This is a genomic window from Thermoflexus sp., assembly GCF_025055495.1.
Lineage (GTDB): Bacteria > Chloroflexota > Anaerolineae > Thermoflexales > Thermoflexaceae > Thermoflexus.
Genome location: NZ_JANWXB010000054.1, coordinates 1 through 26,993, shown reverse-complemented (window position 1 = coordinate 26,993; position 26,993 = coordinate 1). Strand labels below are relative to the sequence as shown.

Annotated in this window: 21 protein-coding genes; 10 read left to right on the top strand and 11 right to left on the bottom strand. The window is 64.5% G+C overall.

Features of this window, described 5'->3' with window-relative positions; all coding sequences use genetic code 11:
* Nucleotides 1–515: 515 nt before the first annotated feature.
* Nucleotides 516–1,484 carry a L,D-transpeptidase family protein gene (locus tag NZM16_RS01985; RefSeq protein WP_295478159.1) on the top strand — a complete coding sequence of 323 codons (969 nt, stop codon included), beginning with the start codon at nt 516–518 and terminating at the stop codon, nt 1,482–1,484.
* A gap of 16 nt (nt 1,485–1,500) precedes the next feature.
* Here NZM16_RS01985 and NZM16_RS01980 read toward each other — a convergent pair whose 3' ends face one another.
* The 10 genes from NZM16_RS01980 to NZM16_RS01935 form a co-directional block, all read right to left on the bottom strand.
* On the bottom strand, nt 1,501–2,469 hold the full coding sequence (locus NZM16_RS01980) for a hypothetical protein (protein WP_295478156.1): 969 nt from the start codon (nt 2,467–2,469) through the stop codon (nt 1,501–1,503).
* 63 nt (nt 2,470–2,532) lie between these two features.
* Complete coding sequence (gene mnhG, locus NZM16_RS01975) at nt 2,533–3,150, bottom strand: monovalent cation/H(+) antiporter subunit G (RefSeq protein WP_295448168.1); 618 nt, start codon at nt 3,148–3,150, stop codon at nt 2,533–2,535.
* Entirely contained in the window at nt 3,147–3,419 is a 273-nt protein-coding gene (locus NZM16_RS01970) for a monovalent cation/H+ antiporter complex subunit F (protein WP_295448165.1), read from the bottom strand. Before NZM16_RS01970 ends, mnhG begins: the two co-directional genes overlap by 4 nt.
* Complete coding sequence (locus tag NZM16_RS01965) at nt 3,416–3,892, bottom strand: Na+/H+ antiporter subunit E (RefSeq protein ID WP_295448162.1); 477 nt, start codon at nt 3,890–3,892, stop codon at nt 3,416–3,418. The genes NZM16_RS01970 and NZM16_RS01965 overlap by 4 nt, the downstream gene beginning before the upstream one ends.
* A 1-nt stretch (nt 3,893) precedes the next feature.
* Nucleotides 3,894–5,384 (bottom strand): Na+/H+ antiporter subunit D, encoded by a 1,491-nt coding sequence (locus NZM16_RS01960; RefSeq protein WP_295448159.1) that lies wholly within the window; start codon nt 5,382–5,384, stop codon nt 3,894–3,896.
* Complete coding sequence (locus tag NZM16_RS01955) at nt 5,381–5,731, bottom strand: Na+/H+ antiporter subunit C (RefSeq protein WP_295448156.1); 351 nt, start codon at nt 5,729–5,731, stop codon at nt 5,381–5,383. Before NZM16_RS01955 ends, NZM16_RS01960 begins: the two co-directional genes overlap by 4 nt.
* A gap of 4 nt (nt 5,732–5,735) precedes the next feature.
* Nucleotides 5,736–6,143, bottom strand: a complete 408-nt coding sequence (locus NZM16_RS01950; protein WP_295448154.1) for a Na+/H+ antiporter subunit B — start codon at nt 6,141–6,143, stop codon at nt 5,736–5,738.
* 8 nt (nt 6,144–6,151) lie between these two features.
* Nucleotides 6,152–8,452, bottom strand: a complete 2,301-nt coding sequence (locus NZM16_RS01945) for a putative monovalent cation/H+ antiporter subunit A (RefSeq protein ID WP_366946157.1) — start codon at nt 8,450–8,452, stop codon at nt 6,152–6,154.
* 340 nt (nt 8,453–8,792) lie between these two features.
* Nucleotides 8,793–9,632 (bottom strand): glutamate racemase, encoded by an 840-nt coding sequence (gene murI, locus NZM16_RS01940; protein WP_295478153.1) that lies wholly within the window; start codon nt 9,630–9,632, stop codon nt 8,793–8,795.
* Nucleotides 9,633–10,056: 424 nt separating this feature from the next.
* A complete protein-coding gene (locus NZM16_RS01935; protein WP_295478150.1) occupies nt 10,057–13,227 on the bottom strand; it encodes a GAF domain-containing protein in 3,171 nt (1,056 codons plus the stop codon).
* A 230-nt stretch (nt 13,228–13,457) separates the two neighbouring features.
* On the opposite strand from NZM16_RS01935, the gene NZM16_RS01930 reads away from it, so the two are divergent.
* From NZM16_RS01930 to NZM16_RS01905, 6 genes are all read left to right on the top strand, one after another.
* Entirely contained in the window at nt 13,458–14,306 is an 849-nt protein-coding gene (locus NZM16_RS01930) for a Gmad2 immunoglobulin-like domain-containing protein (RefSeq protein WP_295448142.1), read from the top strand.
* 280 nt (nt 14,307–14,586) lie between these two features.
* Entirely contained in the window at nt 14,587–14,889 is a 303-nt protein-coding gene (locus NZM16_RS01925) for a hypothetical protein (RefSeq protein ID WP_295478147.1), read from the top strand.
* A gap of 445 nt (nt 14,890–15,334) precedes the next feature.
* Entirely contained in the window at nt 15,335–15,616 is a 282-nt protein-coding gene (locus NZM16_RS01920) for a hypothetical protein (protein WP_295478144.1), read from the top strand.
* A gap of 87 nt (nt 15,617–15,703) precedes the next feature.
* Nucleotides 15,704–16,690, top strand: a complete 987-nt coding sequence (locus tag NZM16_RS01915) for a TRC40/GET3/ArsA family transport-energizing ATPase (RefSeq protein ID WP_295448133.1) — start codon at nt 15,704–15,706, stop codon at nt 16,688–16,690.
* A gap of 28 nt (nt 16,691–16,718) precedes the next feature.
* On the top strand, nt 16,719–17,708 hold the full coding sequence (locus NZM16_RS01910; protein ID WP_295448130.1) for an ArsA family ATPase: 990 nt from the start codon (nt 16,719–16,721) through the stop codon (nt 17,706–17,708).
* 8 nt (nt 17,709–17,716) lie between these two features.
* Nucleotides 17,717–19,165 (top strand): oligosaccharide flippase family protein, encoded by a 1,449-nt coding sequence (locus NZM16_RS01905; protein WP_295478141.1) that lies wholly within the window; start codon nt 17,717–17,719, stop codon nt 19,163–19,165.
* A gap of 138 nt (nt 19,166–19,303) precedes the next feature.
* Here NZM16_RS01905 and gltB read toward each other — a convergent pair whose 3' ends face one another.
* Nucleotides 19,304–23,773 carry a glutamate synthase large subunit gene (gltB, locus tag NZM16_RS01900; RefSeq protein WP_295478138.1) on the bottom strand — a complete coding sequence of 1,490 codons (4,470 nt, stop codon included), beginning with the start codon at nt 23,771–23,773 and terminating at the stop codon, nt 19,304–19,306.
* A gap of 575 nt (nt 23,774–24,348) precedes the next feature.
* Here gltB and NZM16_RS01895 point away from each other — a divergent pair.
* The 3 genes from NZM16_RS01895 to NZM16_RS01885 are packed head-to-tail and all read left to right on the top strand — an operon-like array spanning nt 24,349 to nt 26,987.
* Nucleotides 24,349–25,047 carry a response regulator transcription factor gene (locus NZM16_RS01895; protein ID WP_295448122.1) on the top strand — a complete coding sequence of 233 codons (699 nt, stop codon included), beginning with the start codon at nt 24,349–24,351 and terminating at the stop codon, nt 25,045–25,047.
* An 11-nt stretch (nt 25,048–25,058) separates the two neighbouring features.
* Nucleotides 25,059–26,462 carry a HAMP domain-containing sensor histidine kinase gene (locus NZM16_RS01890; RefSeq protein WP_295478135.1) on the top strand — a complete coding sequence of 468 codons (1,404 nt, stop codon included), beginning with the start codon at nt 25,059–25,061 and terminating at the stop codon, nt 26,460–26,462.
* Nucleotides 26,463–26,471: 9 nt separating this feature from the next.
* Nucleotides 26,472–26,987: a DUF421 domain-containing protein gene (locus tag NZM16_RS01885; protein ID WP_295448116.1), complete on the top strand. Its 516-nt coding sequence runs from the start codon at nt 26,472–26,474 to the stop codon at nt 26,985–26,987.
* The last annotated feature ends 6 nt before the right edge of the window (nt 26,988–26,993 follow it).

Below are 26,993 nucleotides of genomic sequence, written 5' to 3'. Positions count from 1 at the left end.
CTCCTCCCCACGGCCTATAGGCCGTGGGGAGGAGGGGGAAGAGAGGGAGGGGCTATGGCCTTTCGGACCAGCTTCGGTTCCTCAAATCCCCAGTTTATAACTGGACCAAGTCCTCGTTTTGAGTGTCCATCCGTTTGTAGTAGGGCAACGTTAGTGCCCGTGTGTTTTTTGTTTGTAGTAAGGCACGTTAGTGCCCGTTTGTTTTTTGTTTGTGGTAGGGCACGTCAGTGCGATTAGGTTTGGCACGTGAGTGCCGTTAAGTGTTCTTGAAGGGAACGGGCACTCGTTTGTAGTAGGGCACGTTAGTGCCCGTGTGTTTTTTGTTTGTGGTAGGGCCGTTAAGTGTTCTTGAAGGGAACGGGCACTTACGTGCCCTACTACACTTGAACGGGCACTTACGTGCCCTACTACAAACAAAAGGCCTTGTTTGTCGTTGGACCCGGAGCGAAGCGAGGGCTCGTCAAGCGTTCCCAAAAGAACGGCACTTGTGCCCTGTTCCGAACGAGGAGGGAGCGATGGGCGCTTCGGCGCGGTCCCCAGAGCTAAAAGCCCTTCGATGGGCACGACGGGCGCTTCAGGCGGCCTCCCCAGAGGAAGCCCTGTGGTGGGCCGCCCAGGCCTATGCGGCGGCGCCGGCATCCCCCCCGATCCGCGCCGTCGTGCGGCGGATCCGAAGACGTTTCCCGAACGCTCGGGGACGTCCTCCCGCCCGCTGGCCCCGATGGATGATCGGGGTAGGGTTTCTTTATGGGCTGTCCGTGCTGATGGCGGTTTTCCTCATCGCCTGGGGATTGGGTGCCCTTGATCCATGGACGTCTCAGGGGGAGGGAGAGCTTCCTCCCCTAAAGGCCATGGCGATAGATTCTACTCCGGATGCCGTGGTGGATCTCCGAGGGGATGACTCAGAGGATGCCATCTCCGAGGTGCGCGCCGAGGGGCCCACTCCGACGGCCACCTTGCCTCCCGCCACTTCGACGCCTACTCCGTCCCCCTCCCCCCGTCCCACCCTCCCGTCTTCGCCTACCCCAACGCCAAGGGTTGCCCCAACGCGGACCCCTCGTCCGACCGCAACAATGTCCGCCCGTCCGCGCCCTGCGGTCTCGCCGACCCCGTGGCAAGGGCCGCCGTTTCCGGGACGATGGATCCTGGTGGACCTCAGCGATCAGGAGCTGACGGCCTATGAGGGAGAGACCCCGATTCTGCAAACGAAGGTTTCCACCGGGCGGCCCCGCACGCCCACGGTGATCGGTACCTTTCGGATCTATCTCAAGCTGCGCGCTCAGACCATGACCGGCCCGGGTTATCGGTTGCCGAATGTTCCCTACGTGATGTATTTCTACCGGGGCTATGCGCTGCATGGGACTTACTGGCATAACAACTTCGGCCGTCCGATGAGCCACGGGTGTGTCAACCTGCCGACGCCGATCGCGGAGCAGCTTTACTATTGGGCCGACATCGGGACCCCTGTGGTGGTGCAGCCGTAGCCATGCGCCCCCTTCATCAACCTACTGTCACCTGGAGGGTCCACTCCATCTCCTGGAGCGGGGGCAACAGGCCGAAGAAGCCCCACTCCCGCATCGCCTCGCCCAGATCGTCGGGCGCTCCGATGGCCGGCTCCAAGGCGAGGTTCCGGTAGGGGGGCGTGCCCGCCCCGGACCACCCGCCGGCGTTGATCCACAGGCCGAGGTGGGTGATCGGGCCTCGCCATCCGATCTCCCACCACGCGCCGGTCGGATGGATCAGGCGCGCCCAGGCGGCAGCCGGTCGGAGGAAGAGCTTCAACGCCCATCCGCCTTCCGGATCAGGCTCCTGGAGGTCCAGCAGGCCGCCTTCCACCGGCAGCCGTGGCCAGGAGAAGGAGGTGGATTGGGGGGAAACCCCGATGGCCGTCGCCACTCGCCCCGTCGCCGGCCCGGGGAGGAGCAGGCGGGTTCCGGGCATCAGGGGGAAGAGGGGATGAGCGGCCCAGAGGAAATAGAGGGTGTGTTCGGCGCGGTTCCGCACCCGATAGCAGATCCGAACCACGGGGCGATCGGCCTCCAGCATCAGGGCGCGCTCGAAGCGATAGGGGAGCGAACGACCTTCCAGAACGCCGGTGACGATGAGGAGCTTCTCTTCTTCGATCCGAGCCTGGATCTCCCAGGGTTGGGACCAGAGCTCCCCGTGATCGGGGATAGGGGTTCCCGCCCAGGGATCGGCGGGATATGGTCCGGGGGCGATGGCAGGAAAACATTCATCCCAGCCGCCCAGATCGAATTCCTGAACGTAGCTGGCCCCTGGGGATGGAGGCTGCCAGGGCAGATAGGGGTTCCGCCACAGCCAGGAAAGGCCCCGGCGTCGGTCCTCCCAGGCGGCGATCTTCCCGCCTAGGGCAGGGATGATCGTCAAGGCCAGAGGGCCGTTTTCCACGCGCAGGGCGGGGAGCCCGTCCTCGGTTGTCTCCTCGATGTGCAGTGCGCCCATCGCCATCGTTGTCCGTCCGCAACCGGCTTCCCGCGGGAACCCGGCTAGGGAAAGGGCCGCTCCGATTCCTCAGCTGGACTGGTAGATAAGGTCCATCGCCTCCCGCAGCCGCTCGTGAGAACCGATCAGGATCAGCTCATCCCCAGCCAGCAGCTGCACATCCCCTTCGGGGTTGGCGATGACGTGCGCGCCCCGGAAGATGGCCAGGAGGGTGACGTTATATCGCTTCCGCAATTCGATTTCCGCCAGGGTCTTACCGATCACAGCGGATTCGGAGGGAACCCGCAGCCGGTAGACCTGGAGATCGGCGAGGCGGCGTTCCAGCTCGGGGAAGCGGATGGATTCCAGGGCGTGGGTGCGGCGATCGTAGCGGCCGCGCAGCTCATCGATCACGGTTCCCCTCCAGAGAGGGACCCCTGTGAAATACGCAGCGCGGCCGATCATATGGGCGGCGACAGGGGAGGTCAGCAGTGCGAAGGCGATGACAGCCAAGGCGCGGGCCACAATCGCCGGCTCTCCGAAATGGACGGCGGCGGCCAGCAGGATGGATCCCACTCCCATGGTGGTGGCCTTGGTGGTGGCCGACATCCGGGTGTAGAGATCTGGCATCCGCAGCAGGCCGATCCCGGCGATCAGCATGAAGGCCGCGCCGATGGCCATCAGGACGAGGCTGAGGATCTCCCTCATGGCCGGTAGCTCCGTTCCAGATAGCGGGCGAAGGCGACGGTGCCCAGGAAGGACAGCAGGGCCAGGGCGAGGGCGACGTCCAGGAGAACCGGCTGATCGATCGCCATCGCGTAGAGGACGATCATACCGACCGCCAGGGTGGCGATCAGATCCAGGGCGATGACGCGATCGGGCAGGCTGGGACCTCGCATCAGGCGAAGGAAGGCCAGCGCCATCGCCAGGCTGAGGATCGACAGGGCCCCGGGAAAGGCCATAACTTCCAGGGTCATCGCAGCACCTCCAGCACCCGTCGCTCGAATCCCTCTTTGATCTTCTTCCGGAACCGATCCGGGCTCTCGCCGATGTGCATCGTATGCACATACAACACCAGCCGATCCGACGACACGTCCAGGCTCAATGTGCCCGGGGTGAGGGTGATGAGGTTGGCCAGCAGGGTGATCTCTTCATCGGTCCGGGCGTCCAGGGGGATGGCGATCACACCCGGCTGGATCTGGTGGCCGGGCCTCAAGACCATATAGGCCACCTGCAGGTTCGCCTGGACGATCTGCCATAGGGCGAAGATCGCAAACCCTAACACCTGCCGGATTTTCCTGAAATACGAGTAAGACTCCTCTGGGCGCTGGGTCAGCCACAGCAACAGATAGGCGATCGCAAAACCGAAGGCGAAGTTCTCGAAGGCGAACTGGCCAGTTAGCGCGACCCAGATCAGCGTCAGGATAAGGTTCAACAACAGCGTGCTCATTTTACTCCCCCAGCGTTCGGCGGATATACTCAGTGGGATCCACCAGCTGTTGCGCTGCCTGTTCCGAAAGGGAGAAGAGCGGCTCAGGCATCAGGCCGATCCAGAGCGTGATGGCCGCCAGGCCGAGCACGGGCAGGAAGAGGGCCAGCTGGGTCCCTCGGGAAAGAGAAGCGGAGTGTTCCGCCGGCGCGGCCTTCCAGAACGCCTCGTTCCAGATTTTGAGCATGGAGAACAAGGTGAGGAGGCTGACCATCAGGCTGACGGCCACGATGAGATACTGCTGGAGCTCCAACCCGGCCTTCACCAGGATCAACTTCGCCCAGAAGCCTGAAAGGGGCGGCATTCCCGCCAGCGACAGGGCAGGGGTCAGGAACAGCGCCGCCAGCCCGGGATGTTTCCGGTAAAGCCCCCCCAGCCGCTTCAACTGATAAGAGCCCTGTAGCTGGAACACTAGACCGCTGATCAGGAAAAGATTGGTCTTGACGATGATGTGATGAGCGATATAGAAAATCGATCCGGCCAGCGAGATGGGGGTGAATAGCCCTAATCCCATGATCATGTATCCGATCTGGCTGATGATATGAAAGGACAGGATGCGGCGGAGTTCGTTCTGGGCCACCGCCCCCAGCACCCCGGTGACCATCGTGAGGCCAGATGCCACGAGGATGATGAGATGGGCGCTGTGGGCGTGATGGTCGAACAGCAGGGTGAACACGCGGATCATGGCGTAGACCCCCACCTTGGTCAGGAGCCCTGCGAAGAGGGCGGACACCGCCACGGGTGGGGTGTGGTAGGAGGCGGGGAGCCAGAAGAAGAGGGGGAAGATGGCCGCCTTGATGCCGAAGGCGACCAGCAGCAGCATAGCGGGTGCTAGGACCAGATCCGGGCGCGGGGTAGCACGAAGGGTCTTGGAGAGGTCCGCCATGTTCAGCGTGCCGGCGATGCCGTAGAGGACGCCGACGGCCGCCAGGAACAGGGCGGAGGACATCAGGTTCAGGGTGACGTATTTGATGGCGCCCTCCAGCTGGGCGCGTTCCCCGCCCAGGGCCATCAGCACAAACGAGGAGATCAGCATCACCTCGAACCAGACATACAGGTTGAAGATGTCCCCGGTCAGGAAGGCGCCGCAGACCCCCAGCAGCAGGATGTGAACGAGCGGATAATAGCCGAAGCGCTCCCGATGGGCATCCATGCTCCCTAGGGAGTAGAGGACGGCGGCGAGGCCGATTAGACCGGTGAGGACCACCATGATGGCGCTGAACAGATCCGCCGCCAGGGTGATGCCGAAGGGCGCGGGCCAGGCTCCGACCTGAACGGTGTGGATGCCGCCATGTCGGACGGAGACCAGCAATCCCAGCCCAGAGGCCAGCAGCAGCCCGGCCCCCACGGTCGCCAGGGCTCGCTGCAGGTGGGGCCTGCTCCAGAACAGCAGCCCGATCACCGCGGTTGAGAGCGGGATCAGCAACGGTAGAACCAGCAGAAGGTCCCTCATAGCTCGTCCGTGCTCTTCATTTGATCGAGATCGTCGGTGCCCACGATCTGATAGACCCGTTTGATCAGCACCACCGCGAAGGCCTGGACCCCGAATCCGATCACGATCGCGGTGAGGATCAGGGCCTGGGGCAGGGGATCCGCGTAGGGTTCGGCCAGCGCCTCAGCGCCAGGGGCGATGAGAGGGGGGCGGCCCCGCATCAGGCGACCCAGTGTGAAGATCAGGAGATTGGATGCGTGGCTGAGCAGGCCCAGCCCGATAATCAACTTGACGATGCTCCGCCGCATCATCATATACAGCCCCGCAGCATACAGCCCGCCGACGACGATCGCCAGCACCATGTCCATCGCTTCACTCCTCGGAGAGGGCGAAGATGATCGTCAACACCACTCCGATCACCACCAGGAACACGCCCACGTCGAAGAGCAGAGGCGTTCCAACTTTCCCCAGCAGCGGCAGCTCCCGCTCGACCCAGAGGCCGGTCAGGAAGGGGAGACCTCGGGCCATGGAGAGCAATCCGCTGCCGATGGCGATCAGCAGCCCGACGCCGATCAGGGCGCGGGGGTCGATCCGTAACATCCGGCGCGCGGCGGCCACGCCGTAAGCAATGGAATACAGGGCCAGAGCGGCGGAGGCCACCAGCCCGCCTACAAACCCGCCCCCGGGCTCGTTGTGCCCTCGCAGCAGCACAAAAACCGAGAACAACAATAGCAGGGGCAACAGATAACGGGTTGCGGTGGATAGGATCAGGGAGATCATCTCCTCTTTCACTCCATGCGCAGCTTGAGCAGCGCGTAGACCCCGATGGCTGCCACTGCCAGCACGGTGATCTCGCCCAGGGTATCCAGGGCCCGGAAGTCCACCAGGATGACGTTTACCACGTTCCGTCCCTTAGCGAGGGTCAGGCTGTTGGCGGCGAAGAAGGGGGCCAGCCTCGACTTCAGCGGCGCCGATAGCACCATCAGCATCAACGCGGTCATCATCCCCCCCGCGGCCAGGGCCAGCGCCGCGTCCCGCAGGCGGGCGGGGCGGCCCGACAGGCGGGTGAACCGGGGCAGGCGGTAAACCACCAGGACCAATAGGATCACCGTCAAGGTCTCGACGGCGAATTGAGTCATCGCCAAGTCCGGCGCGCCGAAGAGCATATACAGCAGCGCCACGCCGTAGCCGACGATGCCCAGGGCGGCGACGGCGGCCAGTCGGGAGGAGGTGAGCACGGCCATCAGGGTGGCCAGACCCATCAGCACAACGATCATCAGTTCGTAGGGGCGAGCATCGACGATCCGTCCCATCCATCGGGACAGCGGCTCGCGGATGGCGATGGTGGATCCAACGAGGGCAATCGTGGTGAGGATGATGATCATCAAATAGAAGCGCAGGAACCCGCTCTGCAACAGACGGGTCTGCGTCGTCGCCAGGGCGTTTAGGCCCTGGAGCATCCGTTCGTATCCGCGCTGAGGTCCCCAGCGGGCCGCCCATTCCTTCAGGCGGGCCCGAGCGGCGATATCGAGAAGGAAGGGCTGGGCGGCGTAGAGGCCAGCCCCTGCGAGCACCGTGAGGGCGCTCAGAGCGAGGGACGGATTGAGGCCGTGCCAGAGTCGGAGCTCCACAACCGTGGGCTTTCCCAGAACCGCGCTGACGGCGGCGGTGGTCAGGGGGCTGGCGGCCATGTCGGGCGCGATGGCAAGGGCGATCCCTGCTCCACCCAGCAGGAGCGGCCCCAGCCATAGCGATGGGGGCGGGTCATGGAGATGCCCTGTCCGATGGACCGGATGCCCGAAGAAGGGGCGCAGGCCGACGACGCCGGCCACAGCCACCAGCAGCGCGCTGGCCAGCACGCCGGCCCCAGCGAGCAGGGCAGGGAGATGGAGGGCATGGAGCTGGGCTTCGTAGAGCAGCTCCTTGCTGATGAAGCCCAGAGATGGGGGTAGCCCGGCCATGGAGAGGGCGGCCATCCCGGCTGCGGTTGCCGTAATCGGCATAGACGGACCCAGCCCGCCTAACTTCCACACGTCACGGGTGCCAGTCTCGTGATCCACCGCACCGGCCACCAGGAACAGCGCTCCTTTATACAGCGCGTGGGCCAGCAGCAGCGTCATGGCTGCCTTCACCGCCAGCGGAGTCCCCAGACCCAGCAGGAACGTCAGCGCCCCCAGGGTGCTCACGGTGGAATAGGCCAGGATCCGCTTGAGGTCGGATGGGCCCAGGGCCATGATCGCCCCCAGCACCATTGTGGCCAGGCCGCCTCCGGTCACCCCGATCTGCCACGCGGCGGTGCCCCCCAGCGCGGGGCTCAGGCGGGCCAGCAGATAGACCCCCGCCTTCACCATCGTCGCCGAGTGGAGATAGGCGCTGACCGGCGTCGGCGCCTCCATTGCGTTCGGCAACCAGAAATGGAAGGGAACCTGAGCGGATTTCGTGAAGGCCCCTACCAGGATGAGGATCAGCGCCGGCAGGTAGTATGGGCTCGCCCGAAGAGCCTCCCCCCGTTCCAGCAACACTGTGAGTTCCAGCGTCCCTCCGGCCTCCCCCAGCAGCAACAGGCCAGCCAGGAGGGCCAGGCCTCCGATGCCGGTCACCAGCAAGGCCTGCAGCGCCGCCTGCCGCGCCTCCTCCCGCTCGTGCTCAAAGCCGATCAGAAAATACGAGCTCAGGCTGGTCAGCTCCCAGAACACGAACAGGGCGATCAGGTTCCCGGTCAGCACCAACCCCAGCATCGACCCCATGAACGAAAGGATGAAAAGGTAAAACCGCCCGAGGTGTCGATGCTTCTTCAAGTAGCCTCCGGAGTAAATCAGCACCAGAGCGCCGATGCCGCTGATCAGCAACCCAAACAGCAACCCCAGCCCGTCTACATAGAAAGACAGGCTCACCCCCAGTTGAGGCATCCAGGGATAGCGGATATACAAGGGGTCCCCCTGAGTGATCCGCCCGGTCAGGCCTCCCAAGTAGATCGTCCAGGCCAGCGGCCACAGCGCGAGGACCCATCCCGAAGCCTCCCGCAGGAGGCCGTGAAGCCGGGGAGCCATCGCGGCCAGCACAAAGGTCAGGACAAGGGCCAAGATCAAGCTCATTCCCGCTCCCTTGCTGTGCGTGATCGATCCTGCTCTATCGTAAGCCGGTGTTTCTGGAAACGACGAGATCGCCCACTCCGTCGTTCCTGCTCCTCCCATCCCCTCCCCATGCGGGGAAGCGGCGGGAGGGGGTAGGGACGATTCCCCAGATCCCCGATGGAGAGGGGGAAGATCGCCACGGTATGTTCGATTTCAGATAAACGCCCGCCCGTGAGGGCGCGGAAGCCGAGATGCGCGCCCGAGATCCTGCTGGCTGGGAATCTTTGAGGGTCAGAAGTGGGGCCTAGAAAGACAGGCCGCCAGATGGTGGGGAGCGCCTCGGCGGAAAGCCGGCTCAGCCCGTGGCTTCCCGAAGGGCGCCTTCTGTATCCCAGCGGAGCCGTTCCACCGGGCCATCCCGGCCGATCAACTGGCGGAGCTGCTCCTGAAAGCGCTGGGGATCACCGGTGGTGAAGAAAGCGTGGAGCCCGCCCCGGGCCCCCTTGGGAGCGGCCTCCCTCCCTTCCTGAATCTGCGCCCGCCAGATCTCCGCCGCTCGTCGAGCGACGGCCGGCGCGGGATCCACCAGGGAGATCCCCGGCCCGGCCACGCGGCGGATCAGGGGGGCCAGGAATGTGTAATGGGTGCAGGCCAGCACCAGCACGTCCGCGCCTGATCGGACCACCGGATCGAGATGATGGCGGATCTGGGCCTCCGCTTCCTCACCTTCCAGCAGGCCCGCCTCGACTTGCTCCACCCATCCGCTGCAAACCCGGCGGATGACCTGGACCTGTTGGGCGAATCGTTCCACGACACGGGCCATGAGAGGGCCGTTGAGGGTGCCGGAAGTGGCCAGCACGCCGATCACCCCCGTGCGGGTCTGGGCCGCTGCCGGCTTCACAGCCGGTTCGATGCCTACGAAGGGAACGCGGGGGAAGGCCTCCCGCAGTGGCCAGAGGGCGGCCGCCGAGATGGTATGGCTGGCCACCACGATCAGGCGGGCCCCCTGATCCAGCAGGAACCGCGTGATGGCCTCCGCAAAGCGCCGGATTTCCTCCGGCGGCCGGGGGCCGTAGGGGACGTGGGCCTGATCGGCCACATACAGGGTGGGGGCCTCAGGGGCCAGACGGACGAACTCCTGCCACACCGCCAGCCCGCCCACCCCGGAATCAAAGATCCCTACCCACGATGTCATGTTCGCTGCCTCATTCCTTCGATCCAACCCAAAATCCCCGGCAGGGAACGCTATGCTTGCCGCCGGACACTTTCCCTCTATGGCCTAATGCCTAAGTTTACATGATGAAGGGATGGAGTGCCAGAGGCGCTTCCTATAGCCAGGGCGTCGCTTCGGCTCTTCGAATCGCTCTCTCTTCCCCTGCGATTTCAGGCTGTGGGACAAGGAGGGGAAAAGACCTCTTCGAGGAGACATAGAAGGGAAGCCATGCGGGTTCGTTGCCACACTGGCTGGAGACGTCGGGAGAGTGGAACTGGGCGCGGAAGGTGCCTGGCTCCACAATCGAGTCCTCAGCCCTGCTCCTCGCCGGCGGGCTCCGACGGTGTCTGCAGCTGAAAAGCCGGGGACAGGAGCAAGGCATGCTCGGCTCAAGCCGTGGAGCCCTTCATACGAGAGGGGAAGGACGGATCGGCACGCGGATCACAAAAGTGGTCCCGCTGGCGTCGCTTTCCACTTCGATGCGCCCGCGGTGGGCTTCCACGGCCAGCTTGGAGAAAGCGAGGCCCAGCCCATATCCGCCCCGACCCGGTAAAGCGGCAAAACGCTCAAAAATCCGTTGCCGTTGGTCCGGCGGGATATAAGAGCCGCTGTTGAAGACCTCGAGGACCACCATCTCTCCCTGGGGATAAGCCCGAATCCGGATCTCGCCCCCGGTCGGCGCGAACTTTGTGGCATTCGAGAGGAGGTTCCAGAGCACGCGGGAGATCAGCTGTCGATCCAACCACACCTGTGGCAACTTCGGGGCGACCTCCACCGTCACGCGAAGCCTCTGGCGCTGGAACACCGGATCCCATTCCTCCACCGCCTCCTCCACCAGCCCTCCGAGGTCCACGGGCTCCTGCTCGATGGGCAAGCGCCCGGACTCGAGGCGGGCGAGATCCAGCAGGTTGCTGATCAGATTCTGAAGACGTCCCAGCCCTCGCAAAGCGGTGCGGATCAGCGAGCGCGCAGAGGGGCTCAGCTCCGAGTAGGTGGCCAGCTCCTCCAGGGCGAGATGGATGGGCCCCAGGGGGTTTTGCAGATCGTGCATCAGCATCCGGATCATCTCTTCCTGCAATCGATCCCGCTCCCGTTCCGCCGTGATGTCCCGGAGAACCAGCAGCCATCCCCCTCCCAGTGGATCCTTATCCTGGACCGGGGTGCAGATCAGGGCGAACCAGTGGGTGGAATCCTTCAGAGGAAGAGAGAGCTCCATACGGAAACCCGATGCGGCCTCCCGGCGGATCCGGCGTATCCATCGGGTCATGGTGCGGGCAGCCTCTGAGGACCGATGCCGCAGCTGGCGAAGGAGATCCGCCAGCGAACGCTCCGGTGAGAGCGCCGCCCCGGCCATCAGCCGTTGGGCTGCGGCATTGATCTGGACAATCCGTCCGTTCCGATCCAGAAGGATGAGGCCATCCTCCACGGTGAAGAAGATCGCCTCCAGACGCCGGTTGACCTGCTGGAGTTGCTCATACAGGCGAGCCCGCTGGAGCGCGATGGCGGCGTGCTGGGCGATGGCCTGGGCCAGAGCCCGCTCCCCCGCATCGAATTCACGGCGTCGCCGGCTGTCCCAAACCTCCACCACTCCGAGGGGCTCCTCCTGAGCGAATATCGGAATGATCAGCACGGACCACCCGCCATAGCGCCGCAGGATGGCACGCTCCTCTTCATAGGCATCCGGAGGGTCGTCCGCATACAGCGTCTGGATTTGACGCTCCCGAATGGCCATCCATTCGAGCGGGACTTCCTCTTCATAATAGATCACACCCAGATCAGAGATCCGTTCCATCGGATTAGCGGTTTCGGCGTAATACTCGGCCGCCACCCATGCCGTTCGGCGTCCGGGATCCACTGCGACGAAATATGCGCTCGTTCCATCCAGGGCCTCGCAGAGGGCGGCAGTGATCTCGGTGAGGATCGGACCGGGCTCGTCGGAGCGTAACAGGGCGCTCACGGCCCGGTAGAGCATGGTCTGCTCCCGCAGGCGTTGCTCATAGCGCCGGAGCAAACGTCCGCGATCGAAGGAGATCGCCAACAGCGTTGTTAGAAGCTCCGTTGGTCGCAACAGGGATCCTTCCAGATCCTCCCTCTCATCGGGAGTTTCCAGTTCCACCAGCCCCAGCAGGCGCCCGGTGGCATCTGGAAGTGGGAGGGCCACCCGCGGGATCGGAGCTTTCCCCCCATTCTGAAACCCGGCGCGGATCTCTGGATCGTCCGTCGGGAGGCGGTAAAACCGACCGCGCCATCGATAGCGTTCCAGACGGGGGTCGTTCCGGAGCCAGGGCTCCAGGTCCAGGGGAGGGAACGAAGGAGGCGGAACGCTTTCCGCCATCACAGGGGGCTTTCCGAATTCATCGAGCACGCGGCAGCGCGCTGCTCGCCATCCCAATCGAGGGAAGATCTTCACCGCCTCGGTTAGTGCCTGCACAGGATCCGCATGTTGCTGGAGGGCCAGGTAACCCTCATACAAGGCGATGAGCCGGTCCCGTTCCAAGCCCACCTGAGCCCGTTCCTTCTGGACCCGTTCGTAAACCCGGGCGGCTTCCAGGCCGATGCTGATGGTCCCCGCCACCGCCAGCATCAGCGTCTCATCGTCGGGCGTGAAAGCGTAACGCTCTGGGCTCTGGGCATCCAGCACGCCCCAGGGCATCTCCCCGGCGAAGATCGGAACGGCCAGTTCAGACCGGGTGGCGGGATCTCCCACCACATAATCTGGATCCAGAGAGACATCCGGGACCCGTTGAGGCTCTCCGGTCCGGAAGGCCCGCCCGGTGATCCCCTGATCCACCGGGATATGGCAGCGGCCGAGATCGGCCGTCGCGCTATAACCCTCCCAGGCCATAACGCACAGGCGCTGGGTCGCCGGCTCGTGGGCCAGGATAGCGACCTGGGGCCAGCCGGTTTCTTCACGGATGATGCGGACGACCTGGGGTAGGGTAACGGGGAGCTCTGGGCTGGAGGCCATGATCCGAGCCACCCGAAAGAGGAGCGTCACCGCCCGGTTCAGATGGCGTTGCTGTTCCAGGGCGTGAAGGGAGTAGAGGCGCACAGCCAGCGGCTCCGCTGCCGCCCCGGCCAGATCACAAGCTTCTTCCGGGAAACCCTCCGGGCTTTGCCGGAAAAGGGCCAGCAAGCCCTCGTTCCCCCAGGGATCCCTCAGCGGCACCATCAGGGCGGATCGGGCCAGCAGCTGGCCGGCGGGGAGCATCGCTTCGGAAAGAGAAAGAATACGGGGGGTACCTCCCTGCGTCGCCCAGCTCGCATCCAGGAGGATTTGAAAGGGCGCCCGGGGATCATCCGCGGAGATCGTTTCCCATCCGGCCTGCCACCAGCGTGCCGGACGTCCTTGGGAATCCAGCTGGACGAAGAGGATGGCATCGGCCTCAAAGGCGCGCTGGACGGCTCTTAGCGCGTGGGCTATGGGGGATTCCGTCGCCCACGCTCGATCCACTTGCTGGAGCAAATCATGAACCCAGCGGAGCCGCTCAAGGGCCTGCTCCAGCTCAGCCGCCCGGCCCTTCAATGATTCCAGCTGGGGAAACAAAGCCGTTAACTCCAGGGACGGGTCGTCCATCGGGATGGATCCGTATCTTCATTATTTGTTATATCATACCTGGAGCTGTTAGAAAACTCAATTTGTCCGATTGCCAACCTGGGGTTGGGGGTAGCGAAGCCACCTGCTCCATGCAGGCCGGGCTGGCCTCTGAGGCCGGCCCGTTGTAAACTGGTGAAATGAATCCGGTGTGCCCCGCTTTCTACCTCCTGCGCCGACAAAATGCGAGGCTCACCCTCAGAAGATCCGAAATGCCTCTCACCAAGATCCTGTTCGCGCTGATGTTCGTCGGGCTCATATCCGCCTGCAGCCCTGCTACGGTGGAAAGCCCCAGGGCTTCTGCTCCCGGAAAGGACTCCGCAACCCCGGTTGCCACCCCGTCCTCGGCAGCCCTGACCCGTGTTCCCCCACCCTCGCCTTCCTCTTTTGACGGATGGCCGGAAGAGGCGATCTGGATTCTGCAACCCGGCCCGGGATCCCGGGTGGCCAGTCCTTTGCGCATCGCTGGCATCGCCGATCCAACTTTTGAGCAGCACCTGATCGTCCGGCTCGTTCTCGACGATGCGGAAGAGCCCTGGATCGAGCGCCCGGTCATCATCGCTTCCGATGTGGGAAAGCGGGGCCCTTTCGAGGTTGAGATCCCATTCGCAGTGGATCGCGAGCGACAGGCCTTCCTTCAGGTTTATGCGACGAGCCCGCGGGATGGAGGGATCACTCATCTGAGCACGGCGGGGATCCTCCTGATCCCTGGAGGGCCCAGCGAGCTCCGGCCGCCCCCGCCATCCCGGGAGCGGATTCTCATCCAGCATCCGGTCATAGCGCAGCGGATTCGGGGTGGGGTGGTTGTGGTTCAGGGAATAGGAGTTGCCCGTTTTGAGCAGACCCTCGTGGCGGAGCTCTTAGATGAGGAAGGGGATCTGTTGGGTGCCCGCACGATCACTCTGGATGCAGCCGATCCAGGCCACCCAGCTCCCTTCCGGGTGGAGATCCCCTATCGGATATCGCGATCCGGGCCAGGCCGGGTGGTGGTGCGCGATCCCAGCCCGGCCTTCGCAGGGGATTTCCATCGAACGAGCGTGGAGGTCTGGTTGGAGCCCTAAGGGTTTCATTCGGGTTGGGCGGGAGGCCGCTGAGGGTGGCTCTTGCCCATCTCCAGGAATTCGCTGGACAAAATACGAGATCCTGCCGGGCGGGTCATCGAAGAGAATCCCGGAGCGTTGAAGTGTTTCCCTCAGGCCCACGAGGCCTTGGGGAGAGAGAAGGGACCCCAGAGGTAGTCCGACTGGATCCGTTGCATAGGGGGCGCTATTCGCGCCCTGGCCCATGCACTCTGATTTTTATATAATATAGATTGTAGTTAAACGCCATAAGGGCCGGGATATGTTGCTGCTCCGGATGCGGCTTGGGGAACGGTGGCGAGCCTGGCGGCAGGCGTTTCGGGAATTCTTTTATGGATTCGCCGCCTATGACGTCGTGCAGCATCTCTTGGAGATGCGAGCTGCCAGTGAGAACCTCTTCATCGCTGCCCTCTTCGGCGATCTCATCGGCCTCCCCATTATGCCACCCTATTACAGCCTGCGTCTGTTGCCCTATGTGGTTCCTGTCCTCAACACGTGGAAACGCCGGGTGCTGAGGGAGCGGGAATTCATCGACGAGCACGAGTATCATCTGCATGGGCTGTGAGTTCGCCTTCGTGGGGAAGCCATGGCGCCGGATCGTCTCCTCGTCCTGCATGGGCGAAGGCCCAAAAATCCGTCGGGGAAAAGCTGTGCGCCATATGCAGTTTCCGAGCCATCATGCGGGTTTCGGGGCTGGGGCGTCACCGAAGGCGGCGCCACAGCCCAAAAATGTTTTCCCCTCCCCAGGGCCCTAGAGGCTATGGGGAGGGACATGGCCCGCTTCCCTCCCGAAGGGGATCGGATTGCACTCGACGCCTGAAATCGCCCACGGCGTTGTGGGATTTACTTGGAGGAGTTACGCCGTTGGAAGCGCAATGGCCTGGGCAGGATGATCCCGCCTCTTGGGGTTGGAGCCGGATGCCTTCAGCGCCTGGCTCTGCCCCCAAATCCGGGAGGAAGCCAGCTTTGTAATTTCCATTACTGATACTGAGATGAGGAGGGGGAACGCCATGACGGAGCAAAAGCCGCGGGAAAGCCTGGTGCGCCGGGTGATGAATTTTGTTCAGGAATTGACATATGGTATGGCGGCCCATGATATGGCCCGCTATGCGCTTCGCACCCGGGCGAGCATGGAGCATCTGTTCATCCTGATCACCATGGGCGATCTCATCGGGGTCCCCATCCTGCCGCCCTATTACAGCCTGCGCATTCTGCCCTATGTGGTGCCCCAGATCAGCACCTGGAAGCGCCGCATGTTGCGGGAGCGGGATGTCGCGGACGCGATGTTCTAACTCGCCTCCCCCGGGGGAAGCGAACGGCGTAACGCCCAGCTTTATATCTTCCTGGCTTTCTCAAAAATCCTTTGAGGTGAAACGGGAATGGGGACCGCGCTGGCCCGATTGATCCGGGAGAATCCTGAGCGCCGCTACATCATGTTCGGCGGCAAGGGCGGTTTGGGGAAGACGACCTTCTCCGCCGCCACCGCTTACTGGTTGGCCAAGCAGGGTTACAAGGTTCTGGTCTTCTCGGTCGATCCTCAGGCCAGCCTTTCGGATATCTTCCAGCGAGACATCTTCGGCAAAGGCCCGGTGGAGATTATGCCGAACCTCTGGGCCCAGGAGATCGATGCCGATCGTCGGATCAAGGAGTACCAGGAGGAGATCCGGCGCAAGATCATGGACATGTATGGCCTGGATCAGGTGCCTCAGGAGATTGAGGATTACATCCAGGCGGCCTCGGCGGAGCCGGCGATGGAGGAGAGTGCTATCTTCGACGCCGTGGTGGATATCGTGGTCGAGGGCCGCTATGACTATTACATTTACGACCTCGTCCCTCTGGGGCACGCCCTGTATTACCTGAGCATGGCCAAGGTCTATGACGAGTGGATCACCAAGATCACGAAGCTGCGGGAGGAGATGCGGGAATACGAGGAGATGGTGGCCCGCATCCGCCGTCAGCAAACCGAGGAAGACCGTATCCTGGAGGAGCTCCAGTATATCCGACAGCGCATCAATATGTCCTCCAGCATCCTCACGGACAGCCGGAAGACGGCCTTCTTCTTCGTCCTCATCCCCGAGGAGCTGGTGATCCTGGACACCATCAAGGCGGCGGAGCTGTTCCGTCGGTTTGACGTGCCGATCTCGGGTTATGTGGTCAATCGGGTGCTTCCGGTGGAGCTGCTGGGCCAGAACATCCCGGAGTATCTGCGCAACCGCATCGAGATGCAGCGCCGGCATCTGGAGGAGATCCGCGCCCGCTTCGGCCAGCAGGTCCTGGCGTATGTCCCCGAGCTGGAACGGGATGTGACCGGCCTGGATATGATCGCGCGGGTGGCGGATCTGCTCTTCGGAAATGAGGTGGCCTGAAATCGATCCTTTCGAGGAGAGAGAGGGAATGATCCGGATCGAGAAGACGATGATCGATTTCCTGCGGGAGCATCCCCGCTTAAAGTATGTGTTCTTTGGCGGGAAAGGTGGGGTGGGGAAGACGGTGATGGCAGGATCCACGGCTCTCTGGTTCGCCCGGCGGGGCCGGCGGACCCTCCTCGCCTCCACCAACCCGGTCCACAGCCTCTCGGGCCTGCTCGACCAGAACGTGTTCGGGAAGCCGACGCCGGTAGCAGGGGTGCCCAACCTGTGGGCCTATGAGATCGACACGAAAGATACCATCGAGCGCTCCAAGCGGGAGATCCGGGAGAAGATCCAGTGGTTCCTGAAGTTCGCCGAGATCTCCACGAGGGCGGATGAGTTCGTGGAATCGGCCACTATGAACCCGGCCTTCGAGGAGTCGGCGATGTTCGAGAACATGATCGACCTGATGTTCCGGGACGAATACGAGGTCTATGTGTTCGACACCGCCCCCACGGCCAACGCCCGCCGGCTCCTCGGCATGTCCAAGGTCTACGCCCTCTGGGTGAACAAGATGATCAAGTCCCGCCAGGAAGCCCAGGCCCTTCGAAAGCTCCTTTCCTTTACCAAGAAGGAGGAGCCGGACCCCTTGATGGATTATCTGATCAGCTTCCGCGATCGAATGGAGCGGGCCCGCCGGCTGATCACCGACCCGGAGCTCACCGCCTTCTTTTTCGTGACCTTACCTGAGGCGCTGCCCATCGCGGTGATCCGCCGCTTTATCAACTGGTTCCATGATTTCGGCATCCCGGTAGGGGGTGTGATCGTCAACGGGCTGATCGATCGCTCGTTCCTGGGCGAGAACACTCCTGATTTCGTCCGCAACCGCATTGAGATGCAGGCGCGCTATCTCCAGGAGATCGAGGCCCTTTTCGACGGACTGGTGCGGGGGGTGACGCCGCTCCTGGAGAACGAGGTGCGCGGCGTTTCGATGCTGGAACGCTTCACCGGGTATCTGTTCAGCGACGCCAAATAGGAGAGGGGTTGCGCCGTTCGCTTCCTCGGGAAGTCTTTCATCCCCTCCCCACGGCCTCCATGGGCCGTGGGGAGGGGGGAGAAGTTCAGGAACCCGACGCTGCCATCGAGGGTGGGCGTCTGCTCTCCTCGACCTCCAAGCCTCCTTCGGAGAAGATCCTTTTGGAAGGACCAGCGCCTGCGACTCCCCCGCTTTCGTCCTCCCAGCTCCTCGTTCGACCCGATGAGGGCCTGCACCCTCTGAGGGGATGGTGGGTTCAATCCGCTCTTTGGGGGGCTGCGCAGGTCTGGTCTCGGGCGCTGGGGTTTCTTCAGTCGCTGTTGCTGGCCCGGTGGCTGGGCCCCGAGGATTTCGGCCGGTTCACTGTGCTTCAATCCTGGCTGATCCTGACCCACCAGTCCGGGAGCAGCGGCTTATCCTCCCTGATGGTGCGCGACCTGGCCCGCGCCGATCGCCCCCGCGTTCGCCTCTATCTCCTGATCCAGATCGGATGGGTCCTGCTGATCCTCGCCATAGCGGTGATCCTCTCTTTCACGGATTACGTCCCCCCATCCATCCGGGGGGATCTTCCCTTTTTGACCGCGCTGCTGTTGCCGATGGCGTGGCTGACATGGCAGGGGACGCGTCTGACGGCGGCCGGCCGCCTGGAACGGGCTGCGGGCATGCTGTTCTTCACCCGAACGGTGGGCCTCACCGTCATGACGCTGGCCGCCCGATATGGATGGACGGCGTTGTGGCTGGGGTTCGCGGGCATGATCGTGCTGGATGGAATCGGGCTGCGCTGGATGGCCGATCGGTTCAGCGCCCCTTTGAGCGGGCGGTCCGGCGGGGAGCCGATGCGGGCGCCTGGGGCGTTGCGGGAGGGCCTCCGGATGCTGGGCTTCGGGATCGTCGGTGCCCTTTACGCGCGGGCGGACAGCCTGATGCTGCTGACATGGCGGGGGCCGGTGGAGGCCGGCTTTTATGGCCTGGCTTATCGCTTCTATGAGGCCGGCCTGTTGCTGAGCAACGCTCTGTTCACCGCCATCCTTCCCCGTCTGGCCATGGAGGCCCACCCGGAGCGAAGGGCTCATCGGTTGCTGAAGATCCTCCTGGGCCTCGCGGCCCTTTCCGCGCTGGGCCTGACCTTCCTGGCGGATCCGCTGATCCGTCTGCCCTTCGGATCCGCCTATCAGCCGGCGATCCCGATGTTGCGGGGGCTGGTCTGGGCATGGCCGCCTGCTTTCCTTTCCAGCCTGGGCTCAGCGATCTGGATCGCCCGGGGCCGATCGGATCGTCTGTTCCGGGCTTTCCTCTTCGGGACCGCGCTGAATCTCGCCCTTAACGCGTTGCTGATCCCCCGCTGGGGCGGCATGGGCGCGGCCCTGGCGATGCTGGGGTCGTCATGGGGGATGGGGATCCTCTTCCTGCCGGCGTTTCACGACGCCTCCCGGCCTCAGGATCCGGGAAAGGGCTGAGCCGGAGGATGAGGCGGCCAGTTTCTTTTATGGCCCGGAGGGCCGTAGGGAGGGGAAGAAAAAATCGTTCGGGGGCGGTGGGGGGCCGAAGGCCCCCACCGCCCCCAAGAAACCCCTGAATCCAAAGCGGACGGAGCACTACCGCGAAAACTGCATGACGGCCATGGGAAGCCGGAGAGAGCGGGTAGAAAGGGCCTCGAAGGTCGGGAGCCGCGGGCGAGCCAGACCCTTGGGCAACACCCGGCGGAAGTGTGTCAGCGGCTCCGGCCAGCGCTTCAGCAGCTCCTGGGCCCGTAGGCTCTCGGTAAGCTCCTGGTGCCGTTTCAGGGCGTCCCTCAAAAAAGCGATCTCGTCTTCATGCTCCACCGGATCAATCCGCACAAGTTGTGGATTGTAGCGCCGCTCCAGCTCCCCCTGCTCGTCCAGCACATAGGCCACCCCACCGGTCATCCCGGCGCCGAAGTTGTCCCCCACTGGGCCCAGGATCACCACACCGCCGCCGGTCATATATTCGCACCCATGGTCGCCCACCCCTTCCACCACCGCCCAGGCCCCGCTGTTGCGCACGGCGAACCGATCGCCGGCCCGGCCGGCTGCGAAGAGCCACCCGCCGGTGGCCCCGTAGAGGGCCGCGTTCCCCATGAGCACCGGCGATGGATCCCGCAGGTCGTGGGGCGGGCGGAGGATGATCTCGCCCCCGCCCAGCCCTTTGCCCACGCCATCGTTGGCCGCGCCGATCAGGATCAACCGCATGCCCCGATGGGCGAAGGCCCCAAAGCTCTGGCCGGCCTCGCCGATGAACATCAGCGTGACCGTGCCTTCGGGCAAACCGGCCTCACGGTAACGCCGGGCGATCTCCCCGGCCAGCCGTGCCCCCACCGTGCGATCGATGTTCCGGATGCGATAGATCCCGCGCGCCGGACGTCCTTCCATCAGGGCGTGGATCGCGTCCCGGACGATCTGATCGTTCAGGGCGAAGGATCCAACGCGCGGGGCGGCGGGAACTGCCGGAGGCGGCGTCGCCGGGCGAAGCACTGCTTCCCAATCCACGGAGTCGTCCAGGGCCTCCAGCAGATCGGTGCGCCCGATGAGATCCCCCAGACGGCGATAGCCCAGCGCGGCCAGGATCTCCCGGACCTCATAGGCCACCATCCGGAAGTAGGCCATCACGTGCTCCGGGCGGCCAGCGAATTTTGCCCGGCGCTCCGGATCCTGGGTGGCGACGCCGGTGGGGCAGGTGTTCTGATGGCATACGCGGGCCATCACACATCCCAGGACGATCAGGGGGACCGTTCCGAAGGAGAACTCATCGGCCCCCAGCAAGGCGGCGATCACCACATCCCGACCGGTGCGGAACCCGCCATCCACCCGCAGCCGCACCCGATCCCGCAGCCCGCAGGCCACCAGCATCCGGTGGGCTTCCGCCAGCCCCATTTCCCACGGCATCCCCGCGTTCTTGATGGAAGACCACGGCGAGGCGCCGGTCCCACCCGCATGCCCGCTGATCAGGATGATATCCGCCCCCGCCTTGGCGACCCCTGCCGCGATCACCCCTACGCCAGCAGTGGAGACCAGCTTCACCGATACCTGGGCCTGGGGATGGACGGCCTTGAGATCGTAGATCAACTGGGCCAGGTCCTCGATGCTGTAGATATCGTGATGGGGCGGGGGCGAGATCAGGTCGATGCCCGGCTGGGCGAAACGCAGGCGCGCGATCTCCGGCGTCACCTTAGTGGCGGGGAGGTGCCCGCCTTCCCCCGGCTTAGAGCCCTGGGCCATCTTGATCTGAAGCTCCTCCGCCGAGATCAGGTAATACGGCGTGACCCCGAAGCGGGCCGAGGCCACCTGTTTGGTCCGGCTGTTGCGCTCCGTCCCGTAGCGATCAGGATCCTCACCTCCCTCGCCGCTATTGGAGCGCAGCCCCAGCCGGTTCATAGCGATGGCCAGGGTCTCATGGGCTTCCGGGGAGAGGGCTCCGTGGGACATCGCCGCGGTGGAGAACCGGCGCAGGATCGCTTCCACCGGTTCCACCTGTTCGATAGGGATCGGCGCGCGATCGCTCCGCCATCGCAGCCGATCCCGCAGGTCCACCGGCTCCCGCTGGGCGTGGCGGGCGAATTCCTGATAACGCCGATAGGCTTCCGGGAAACCCTCCCCCAGGGCGTCGGGCATGCGAACCGCTTCCTGGAGCGCCCGGATGGCATCCGGATTCAGCGTGTGGAATTCCCCCCGCGCACGATGCTTGTAGAAGCCAGGGGAGGGGAGCTCCGGGCGTTCCGCACGGAAAGCAGCCTGGTGCCAGATTTGGGCCCGTTGAGCGATCTCCGCCAGGCCGACAGGCCCGAACACTCCTGGAGTGCCTTCGAAAGCCCATTCCACCACCTCCGGGCGCAGGCCAATGAGCTCGAAGATCTGGGCGCCGGTGTAGGCGTCCAGAGTGGAGATCCCCATGCGGGCCATGACTTTGAGCAGGCCCTTCTCGATCGCTTGGATATAGTGGCGCACGGCCTCTTCAGGGGTTTCGGACCGCCCTCCTTCCCGCTCCCGGGCGGCCATCGCGGTCACCGTCTCGATCGCCAGATAGGGGCAGATGGCGGAAGCCCCGTAGCCCAGAAGGCAGGCGAAATGATGAACCTCCCGGGGCTCTCCGGAGGCCACGATCAGGCTCGCCCGAGTGCGCTGACCCACCCGGATGAGGTGATGATGGAGGACGCCGACGGTGAGCAGAGCCGGGATGGGGGCGTGATCGGGATCCACCCCTTCGTCGGTCAGGATCAGGAGGCGGCAGCCGTCCGCGATGGCCCGTTCGGCGGCCTGGCAAAGCTCCTTCAGGGCCCGCTGCATGCCGGCCGGCCCTTCGGCGATCGGCCACACCATAGGCAATCGAACAGATCGGAAGGCGGGGTCCGGGAGATGTTCCAGCGCCTCCAGTTGAGCCGGGGTCAGGATCGGGCCGGGCAGTTCGATGAGATGCGCGGCCTGCTCATCGGGCATCAGCAGATTGGCCCGTTCCCCCAGGAGCACCGTTAAGGACATCACCCGGGTTTCCCGCAGGGGATCGATGGGCGGGTTGGTCACCTGGGCAAAGCGCTGCTTAAAGAAGTTGTAGAGCGGCCGGGGCCATCCGGAAAGCATGGCCAGCGGCGCGTCATCACCCATCGAACCGATTGGCTCCTGGCCCGCGCGGGCCATGGGGCGGAGGATCAACGCCAGTTCCTCGGCGGTGTATCCGAAGGCGATCTGCCGTCGAAGAAGGACGTCAGGGTCCGGAGGCGCAGGAGCCTGAGGGGGTTTCGATAGGCGCGCCCGATGACGGCGGACCCATTCCGCGTAGGGGCGCTGGGCGCTGAGCTCCCTCAGGAGCGCAGGGTGATCCTGGACCCGTCCGGTCCGGAGGTCTGCGGTCAGCATCTGGCCGGGTCCGAGGCGATCCAGCTTCAGGATACGCTCCGGTGGAACGTCCAGCGCGCCGATCTCCGACCCACAGTAGAGCAGGCCATCGATCGTGCGCACGACTCGGAGCGGGCGCAGGCCGTTGCGATCGAGCAGCGCGCCCACGAAACGGCCGTCCGTGAACAGGACCGCTGCCGGGCCGTCCCACGGCTCCATCAGACCCTGGTGGTAAGCGTAGAACCCCCGGGCGGCCTCATCGAGATCCACGGAGTTCTCCCACGCCTCGGGGATCAGCATGCGCAGGGCATGCCGGATGTCGTAGCCGGAGTGGATCAGGAACTCGACGACGTTGTCCAGCATGGCGGAGTCGGAGCCGCCCGGCTGGATGATCGGCCGCAGATCTTCGATCGTCTCTCCCCAAAAGGGCGAGGCCAGCGCCGCCTCCCGGGCGCGCATGCCGTTGACGTTCCCCTGGAGGGTATTGATCTCCCCGTTGTGGCAAAGGGTCCGGAAGGGCTGGGCCCGCTCCCAGGCGGGCAGGGTGTTGGTGCTGAACCGCTGATGGAAGATGACGAAATCGGTCTCAAAGTCGGGATCCGCTAAGTCGGGATAGAAACGCGGGAGGTCCCGGGCCAGCACCAGCGCTTTGTATACGAGGGTGCGACAGGAGGCCGAGGCGATGTAGAGGGAAATCCCCCGAGCGGCCGCGGCCCGTTCGGCTTGACGGCGAGCGCGATACAGGCGGCGGTCGATCCCCTCCGGGGTGTCGCCGCGCTCATCGGCCAGCAAGGCCTGGAGGATGGCAGGGCATGTGGAGCGGGCCCGGGGCCCTAGAATCTCCGGACGGATGGGGACCGGGCGCCAGGCCAGGAGACGGAATCCTCCATCCGTGAGGGCGGCTTGCAGGATCGCCCGGACTTCCCCCTGAGCGTGGAGCTCTGCCGGGAGGAAACCCATGACCACGGCCAGACGCCCCATATCGGGCAGATGGAGCCCCTGGGCTTCCAGGAAGCGGCGGAGCAGCCGACGGGGGAGCGCCGTGAGCACCCCTGCGCCATCCCCGGTCAGCCCGTCATCAGCGGTGGCCCCTCGATGGGACATCCGATCCAGGGCCTGGAGCGCCATGGACAACAGGGTGTGGTCCGCTGGACCTCCGGGCCGGGCCAGCAGGCCAATCCCACATGCGTCCCGTTCGTGGTAGGCGAACCCCTCCACCCCCCACCTCCGATCGACCAGATGTGTGCGAGCGCTTTGCCCAGCGATGTGGAGATCGAGGGAACGGAAGCCAGTCCGGAAGGCGATGGCCTCTCCCCCCCTTTCAGAAAAATTGTTCGGGGGCGATCCGAGGGCCTTCGGCCCCCACATCGCCCCCGAAACCCTTCAAAGCACGACGCTCATAGGCTCTGCCGTTCGGGTTGCTGTTGATTTTGTGGAAATCGGGGGCTTCTGTCATCCCCTATTTGGGCCATTTCGGAGGCACCCAAACGGTCCATTTTGGGGAAGCGGAACTCGTGGTGCGCTGGCTTAGGCACCGTCTGGACGTTCCTCGCCCCGGATTCGGGGCGTGGGGAGGGGTGAGCAAAGCCAGGGCTCAAGTCTGCAGGAGAGCAGGGCGAGCTCATTAGCTCCCCTCAAGGGAGCGAGGGGCAGGCAGGGCTGCCGAGGCCGGAATTTTGCCGATCGCGGTGTCCATCCTGGCCACCCTTTTCTATTGAGGGGAGTCGGGGGCGTTGGGGATTAAAATAGGCAAGGATGACGGAGATCCGTTCGATACAGGAAGGGATGGATCGATGGGAGGCCGGATCCTTCTGATTGATGATGACGATCTGCTGCGTCGCAGCCTGGCCTTCAGTCTGGAGCAGGCAGGCTTTGAAGTTCACACGGCGGCCAGTGCAGAAGAGGGGCTGGCCATCGCCGCCCGGGAGCGGCCCGATGTGGTCCTTCTGGACATCGGGCTGCCGGGGATGGATGGGCTGGAGGCGCTGCGACGCTTCCGGGAGATCCTGGGGCTTCCGGTGATCTTCCTCACGGCCCGAAGGCGGGAGCTGGATGAGGTGGTGGGGCTCGAGCTGGGGGCCGATGACTACATCACCAAGCCCTTCGACACGGATGTCCTGATCGCCCGTATCCGCGCGGTCCTACGGCGGCTCCGATCGTCCTCCGCGGCCGCTTCCCCTGCTCCATCGCCGCTGGCGGTCGGGGATCTGGTCATCGACCCGGCCGCCCGGATGGTCACGGTGGCCGGCCGGTCGGTTTCCCTTACACCGAAAGAGTTTGATCTCCTTTACACCCTCGCTCTGGCTCCGAACCGCGTGCTGCCCACCGAAACGCTCCTGACGCAAGTCTGGGGGGCGGAATACGCCGGCCAGTCGGAGACGCTCTATGTGCATATCCGATGGCTTCGGGAGAAGATCGAAGAGGACCCCGAACATCCCCGGCGGATCGTCACCGTTCGAGGGGTGGGCTATAAGCTCGTCCCTCAGGGATAAGGGGGTGCCGGATGCTCGGCACGTTCCGTTCCCGTCTCCTGGTCAGCATGCTGCTTCCCTTCCTTCTGGTCGCTCCGATCCTGGGGCTGGCGCTTACGGAGCTGGTGGAGGAGCGCGTGCTGCTCCCCTCCCTGGCTCAGGAGATGGAAGATCAGGGGATCCTGATCGCGCGGTTGGGACTGGTTCGCCCGGAGATCTGGACGGATCCGGAGGCGGCGCAGGCGTTTCTACAGGCGCTGGCGATCCGGCGGCCCACCCAGGTGCTGTTGCTGGACGCTTCTGGCCGTTTGCTGGCGGCGCCGGAGGAGGCACCATCCGCCCCGGGATCCTCCGCCGGGGGACCGCTGTTCGAACGGGCTCGGCAGGGAGAGATCGTCTGGCAGGCCACCTTGCGGGGGACAGATCCCGATGTCGTCCTGGATGTCCTGGTCCCGGTGACTAGCGACCAAGGGACTCGCCTGGGGTATGTGCGGCTGCTACGCCGCCTGCCGGACGTCACCGAAGGGTTCCGCCAGGTTCGTCATCTGGTGCTGGGCACGCTGGGGATAGGGCTGGCTTTGAGCGGGTTGTTCGGCTGGATCCTGGTCCAATCCCTTGGCCGTCCGCTCCAGCAGGTCGCCCGCGCGATGGCGGAGGCCCCGCTGGAAGGGCCTGCGGTCACGTTGCCCGAAAGCGGACCCCAGGAGGTTCGTCGCCTGATCTGGACCTTCAACCGCCTTCAGATCCGGCGGGCGGAGCTGGAGGAAGCCCGCCGCCTGTTGTTGAGGAGCACGGTCCATGAGTTCGGCCGGCTGATCGGCGCGTTGCAGGCTGCTCTTCACGCACTCCAGGGGGGCGCCATCGAAGCGCCAGACCTTCGGCAGGAGTTGCTGCAAGGGATGTCACGGGTGACCGGAGAGCTGGCCCGGCTGCTGGAGGATATGGCCCAGATCTATCGCCACACAACGGCCCCGCTCTCACTGCACCGGCGTCCCCTGGCGCTGGGGCCATGGCTTCGGGAGCACGCGGCCCTCTGGGCCGGAATGGCTCAAGAGCGCGCCCTGCACTGGCGGGAGGAGATCCCGCCGGACCTTCCGACGCTCCAGGTAGATCCGGAGCGGCTGGCCCAGGCGCTGGGGAACCTGGTGGATAACGCCCTGAAGTTCACGCCAGCCGGCGGATGGGTGACCCTTCGCACGGAGGTTCGTAACCGGGAGGTGTGGATCCAGGTGCAGGATACTGGGCCGGGGATCCCGCCGGAAGACATGCAGCGCCTCTTCGAGCCGTTCTATCGAGGAAGCCAGGAAGGTCGCCCCGGCCTGGGACTGGGGTTGTTTCTCGCCCGGATCATCGTGGAATCCCATGGAGGGCGCCTGGAGGTGGAGAGTCGGGCCGGGGAAGGGAGCTGTTTCACGCTGATCCTGCCGCTGGGGTAGGAGGCGGATATGCTGAATCTCATGGTGCCCGCATGGGAGATCGGAATCCGCGCTGCCGCCGTTTATCTGGCCGTCCTGATCGGCCTGCGCCTGAGCGGAAAACGAGAAATTGGCCAGATGACCCTTTTCGATCTGGTCATGCTCCTGTTGCTGGCCAATGCGGTCCAGAACGCGATGGTCGGGCCGGACACCTCGCTGAGCGGGGGGATCCTGGCGGCGGGGGTTCTGCTGGCCCTAAACGTCGTTGTGGCGCAGCTCCGTCTCCGGTGGCGACCGTTGCAGACATTGTTGGAAGGAACGCCCACCCTGCTGGTGCTGCACGGCCGGGTGATGGAGCGCAACCTTCGACGGGAGGGGCTGGATCCAGCGCTCCTGGAGGCGGCGTTGCGGGAGCATGGGCTAACCGATGTCCGGGATGTGGAGATCGCTGTTCTGGAGGTCGACGGCTCGATCAGCGTGGTCCCTGCGGGCGGGACAACCCATCGGATCCGTCATCCGGCGCGGTTCCTCCGCCGTTCGGGTTAAGCTTAG

What these genes read in the sequence shown, in the direction of transcription:
- NZM16_RS01985 (WP_295478159.1), top strand. Translation starts at nt 516, where the DNA reads ATGGGCGCTTCGGCGCGGTCCCCAGAGCTAAAAGCCCTTCGATGGGCA.
- NZM16_RS01960 (WP_295448159.1), bottom strand. Translation starts at nt 5,384, where the DNA reads ATGAGGGACCTTCTGCTGGTTCTACCGTTGCTGATCCCGCTCTCAACC.
- NZM16_RS01925 (WP_295478147.1), top strand. Translation starts at nt 14,587, where the DNA reads ATGTTGCTGCTCCGGATGCGGCTTGGGGAACGGTGGCGAGCCTGGCGG.
- NZM16_RS01915 (WP_295448133.1), top strand. Translation starts at nt 15,704, where the DNA reads ATGGGGACCGCGCTGGCCCGATTGATCCGGGAGAATCCTGAGCGCCGC.
- NZM16_RS01935 (WP_295478150.1), bottom strand. Translation starts at nt 13,227, where the DNA reads ATGGACGACCCGTCCCTGGAGTTAACGGCTTTGTTTCCCCAGCTGGAA.
- NZM16_RS01950 (WP_295448154.1), bottom strand. Translation starts at nt 6,143, where the DNA reads ATGATCTCCCTGATCCTATCCACCGCAACCCGTTATCTGTTGCCCCTG.
- NZM16_RS01895 (WP_295448122.1), top strand. Translation starts at nt 24,349, where the DNA reads ATGGGAGGCCGGATCCTTCTGATTGATGATGACGATCTGCTGCGTCGC.
- NZM16_RS01910 (WP_295448130.1), top strand. Translation starts at nt 16,719, where the DNA reads ATGATCCGGATCGAGAAGACGATGATCGATTTCCTGCGGGAGCATCCC.
- NZM16_RS01955 (WP_295448156.1), bottom strand. Translation starts at nt 5,731, where the DNA reads ATGGACATGGTGCTGGCGATCGTCGTCGGCGGGCTGTATGCTGCGGGG.
- NZM16_RS01965 (WP_295448162.1), bottom strand. Translation starts at nt 3,892, where the DNA reads ATGAGCACGCTGTTGTTGAACCTTATCCTGACGCTGATCTGGGTCGCG.
- NZM16_RS01890 (WP_295478135.1), top strand. Translation starts at nt 25,059, where the DNA reads ATGCTCGGCACGTTCCGTTCCCGTCTCCTGGTCAGCATGCTGCTTCCC.
- NZM16_RS01980 (WP_295478156.1), bottom strand. Translation starts at nt 2,469, where the DNA reads ATGGCGATGGGCGCACTGCACATCGAGGAGACAACCGAGGACGGGCTC.
- NZM16_RS01970 (WP_295448165.1), bottom strand. Translation starts at nt 3,419, where the DNA reads ATGACCCTGGAAGTTATGGCCTTTCCCGGGGCCCTGTCGATCCTCAGC.
- NZM16_RS01885 (WP_295448116.1), top strand. Translation starts at nt 26,472, where the DNA reads ATGCTGAATCTCATGGTGCCCGCATGGGAGATCGGAATCCGCGCTGCC.
- NZM16_RS01920 (WP_295478144.1), top strand. Translation starts at nt 15,335, where the DNA reads ATGACGGAGCAAAAGCCGCGGGAAAGCCTGGTGCGCCGGGTGATGAAT.
- mnhG (WP_295448168.1), bottom strand. Translation starts at nt 3,150, where the DNA reads ATGAGGGAGATCCTCAGCCTCGTCCTGATGGCCATCGGCGCGGCCTTC.
- murI (WP_295478153.1), bottom strand. Translation starts at nt 9,632, where the DNA reads ATGACATCGTGGGTAGGGATCTTTGATTCCGGGGTGGGCGGGCTGGCG.
- NZM16_RS01930 (WP_295448142.1), top strand. Translation starts at nt 13,458, where the DNA reads ATGCCTCTCACCAAGATCCTGTTCGCGCTGATGTTCGTCGGGCTCATA.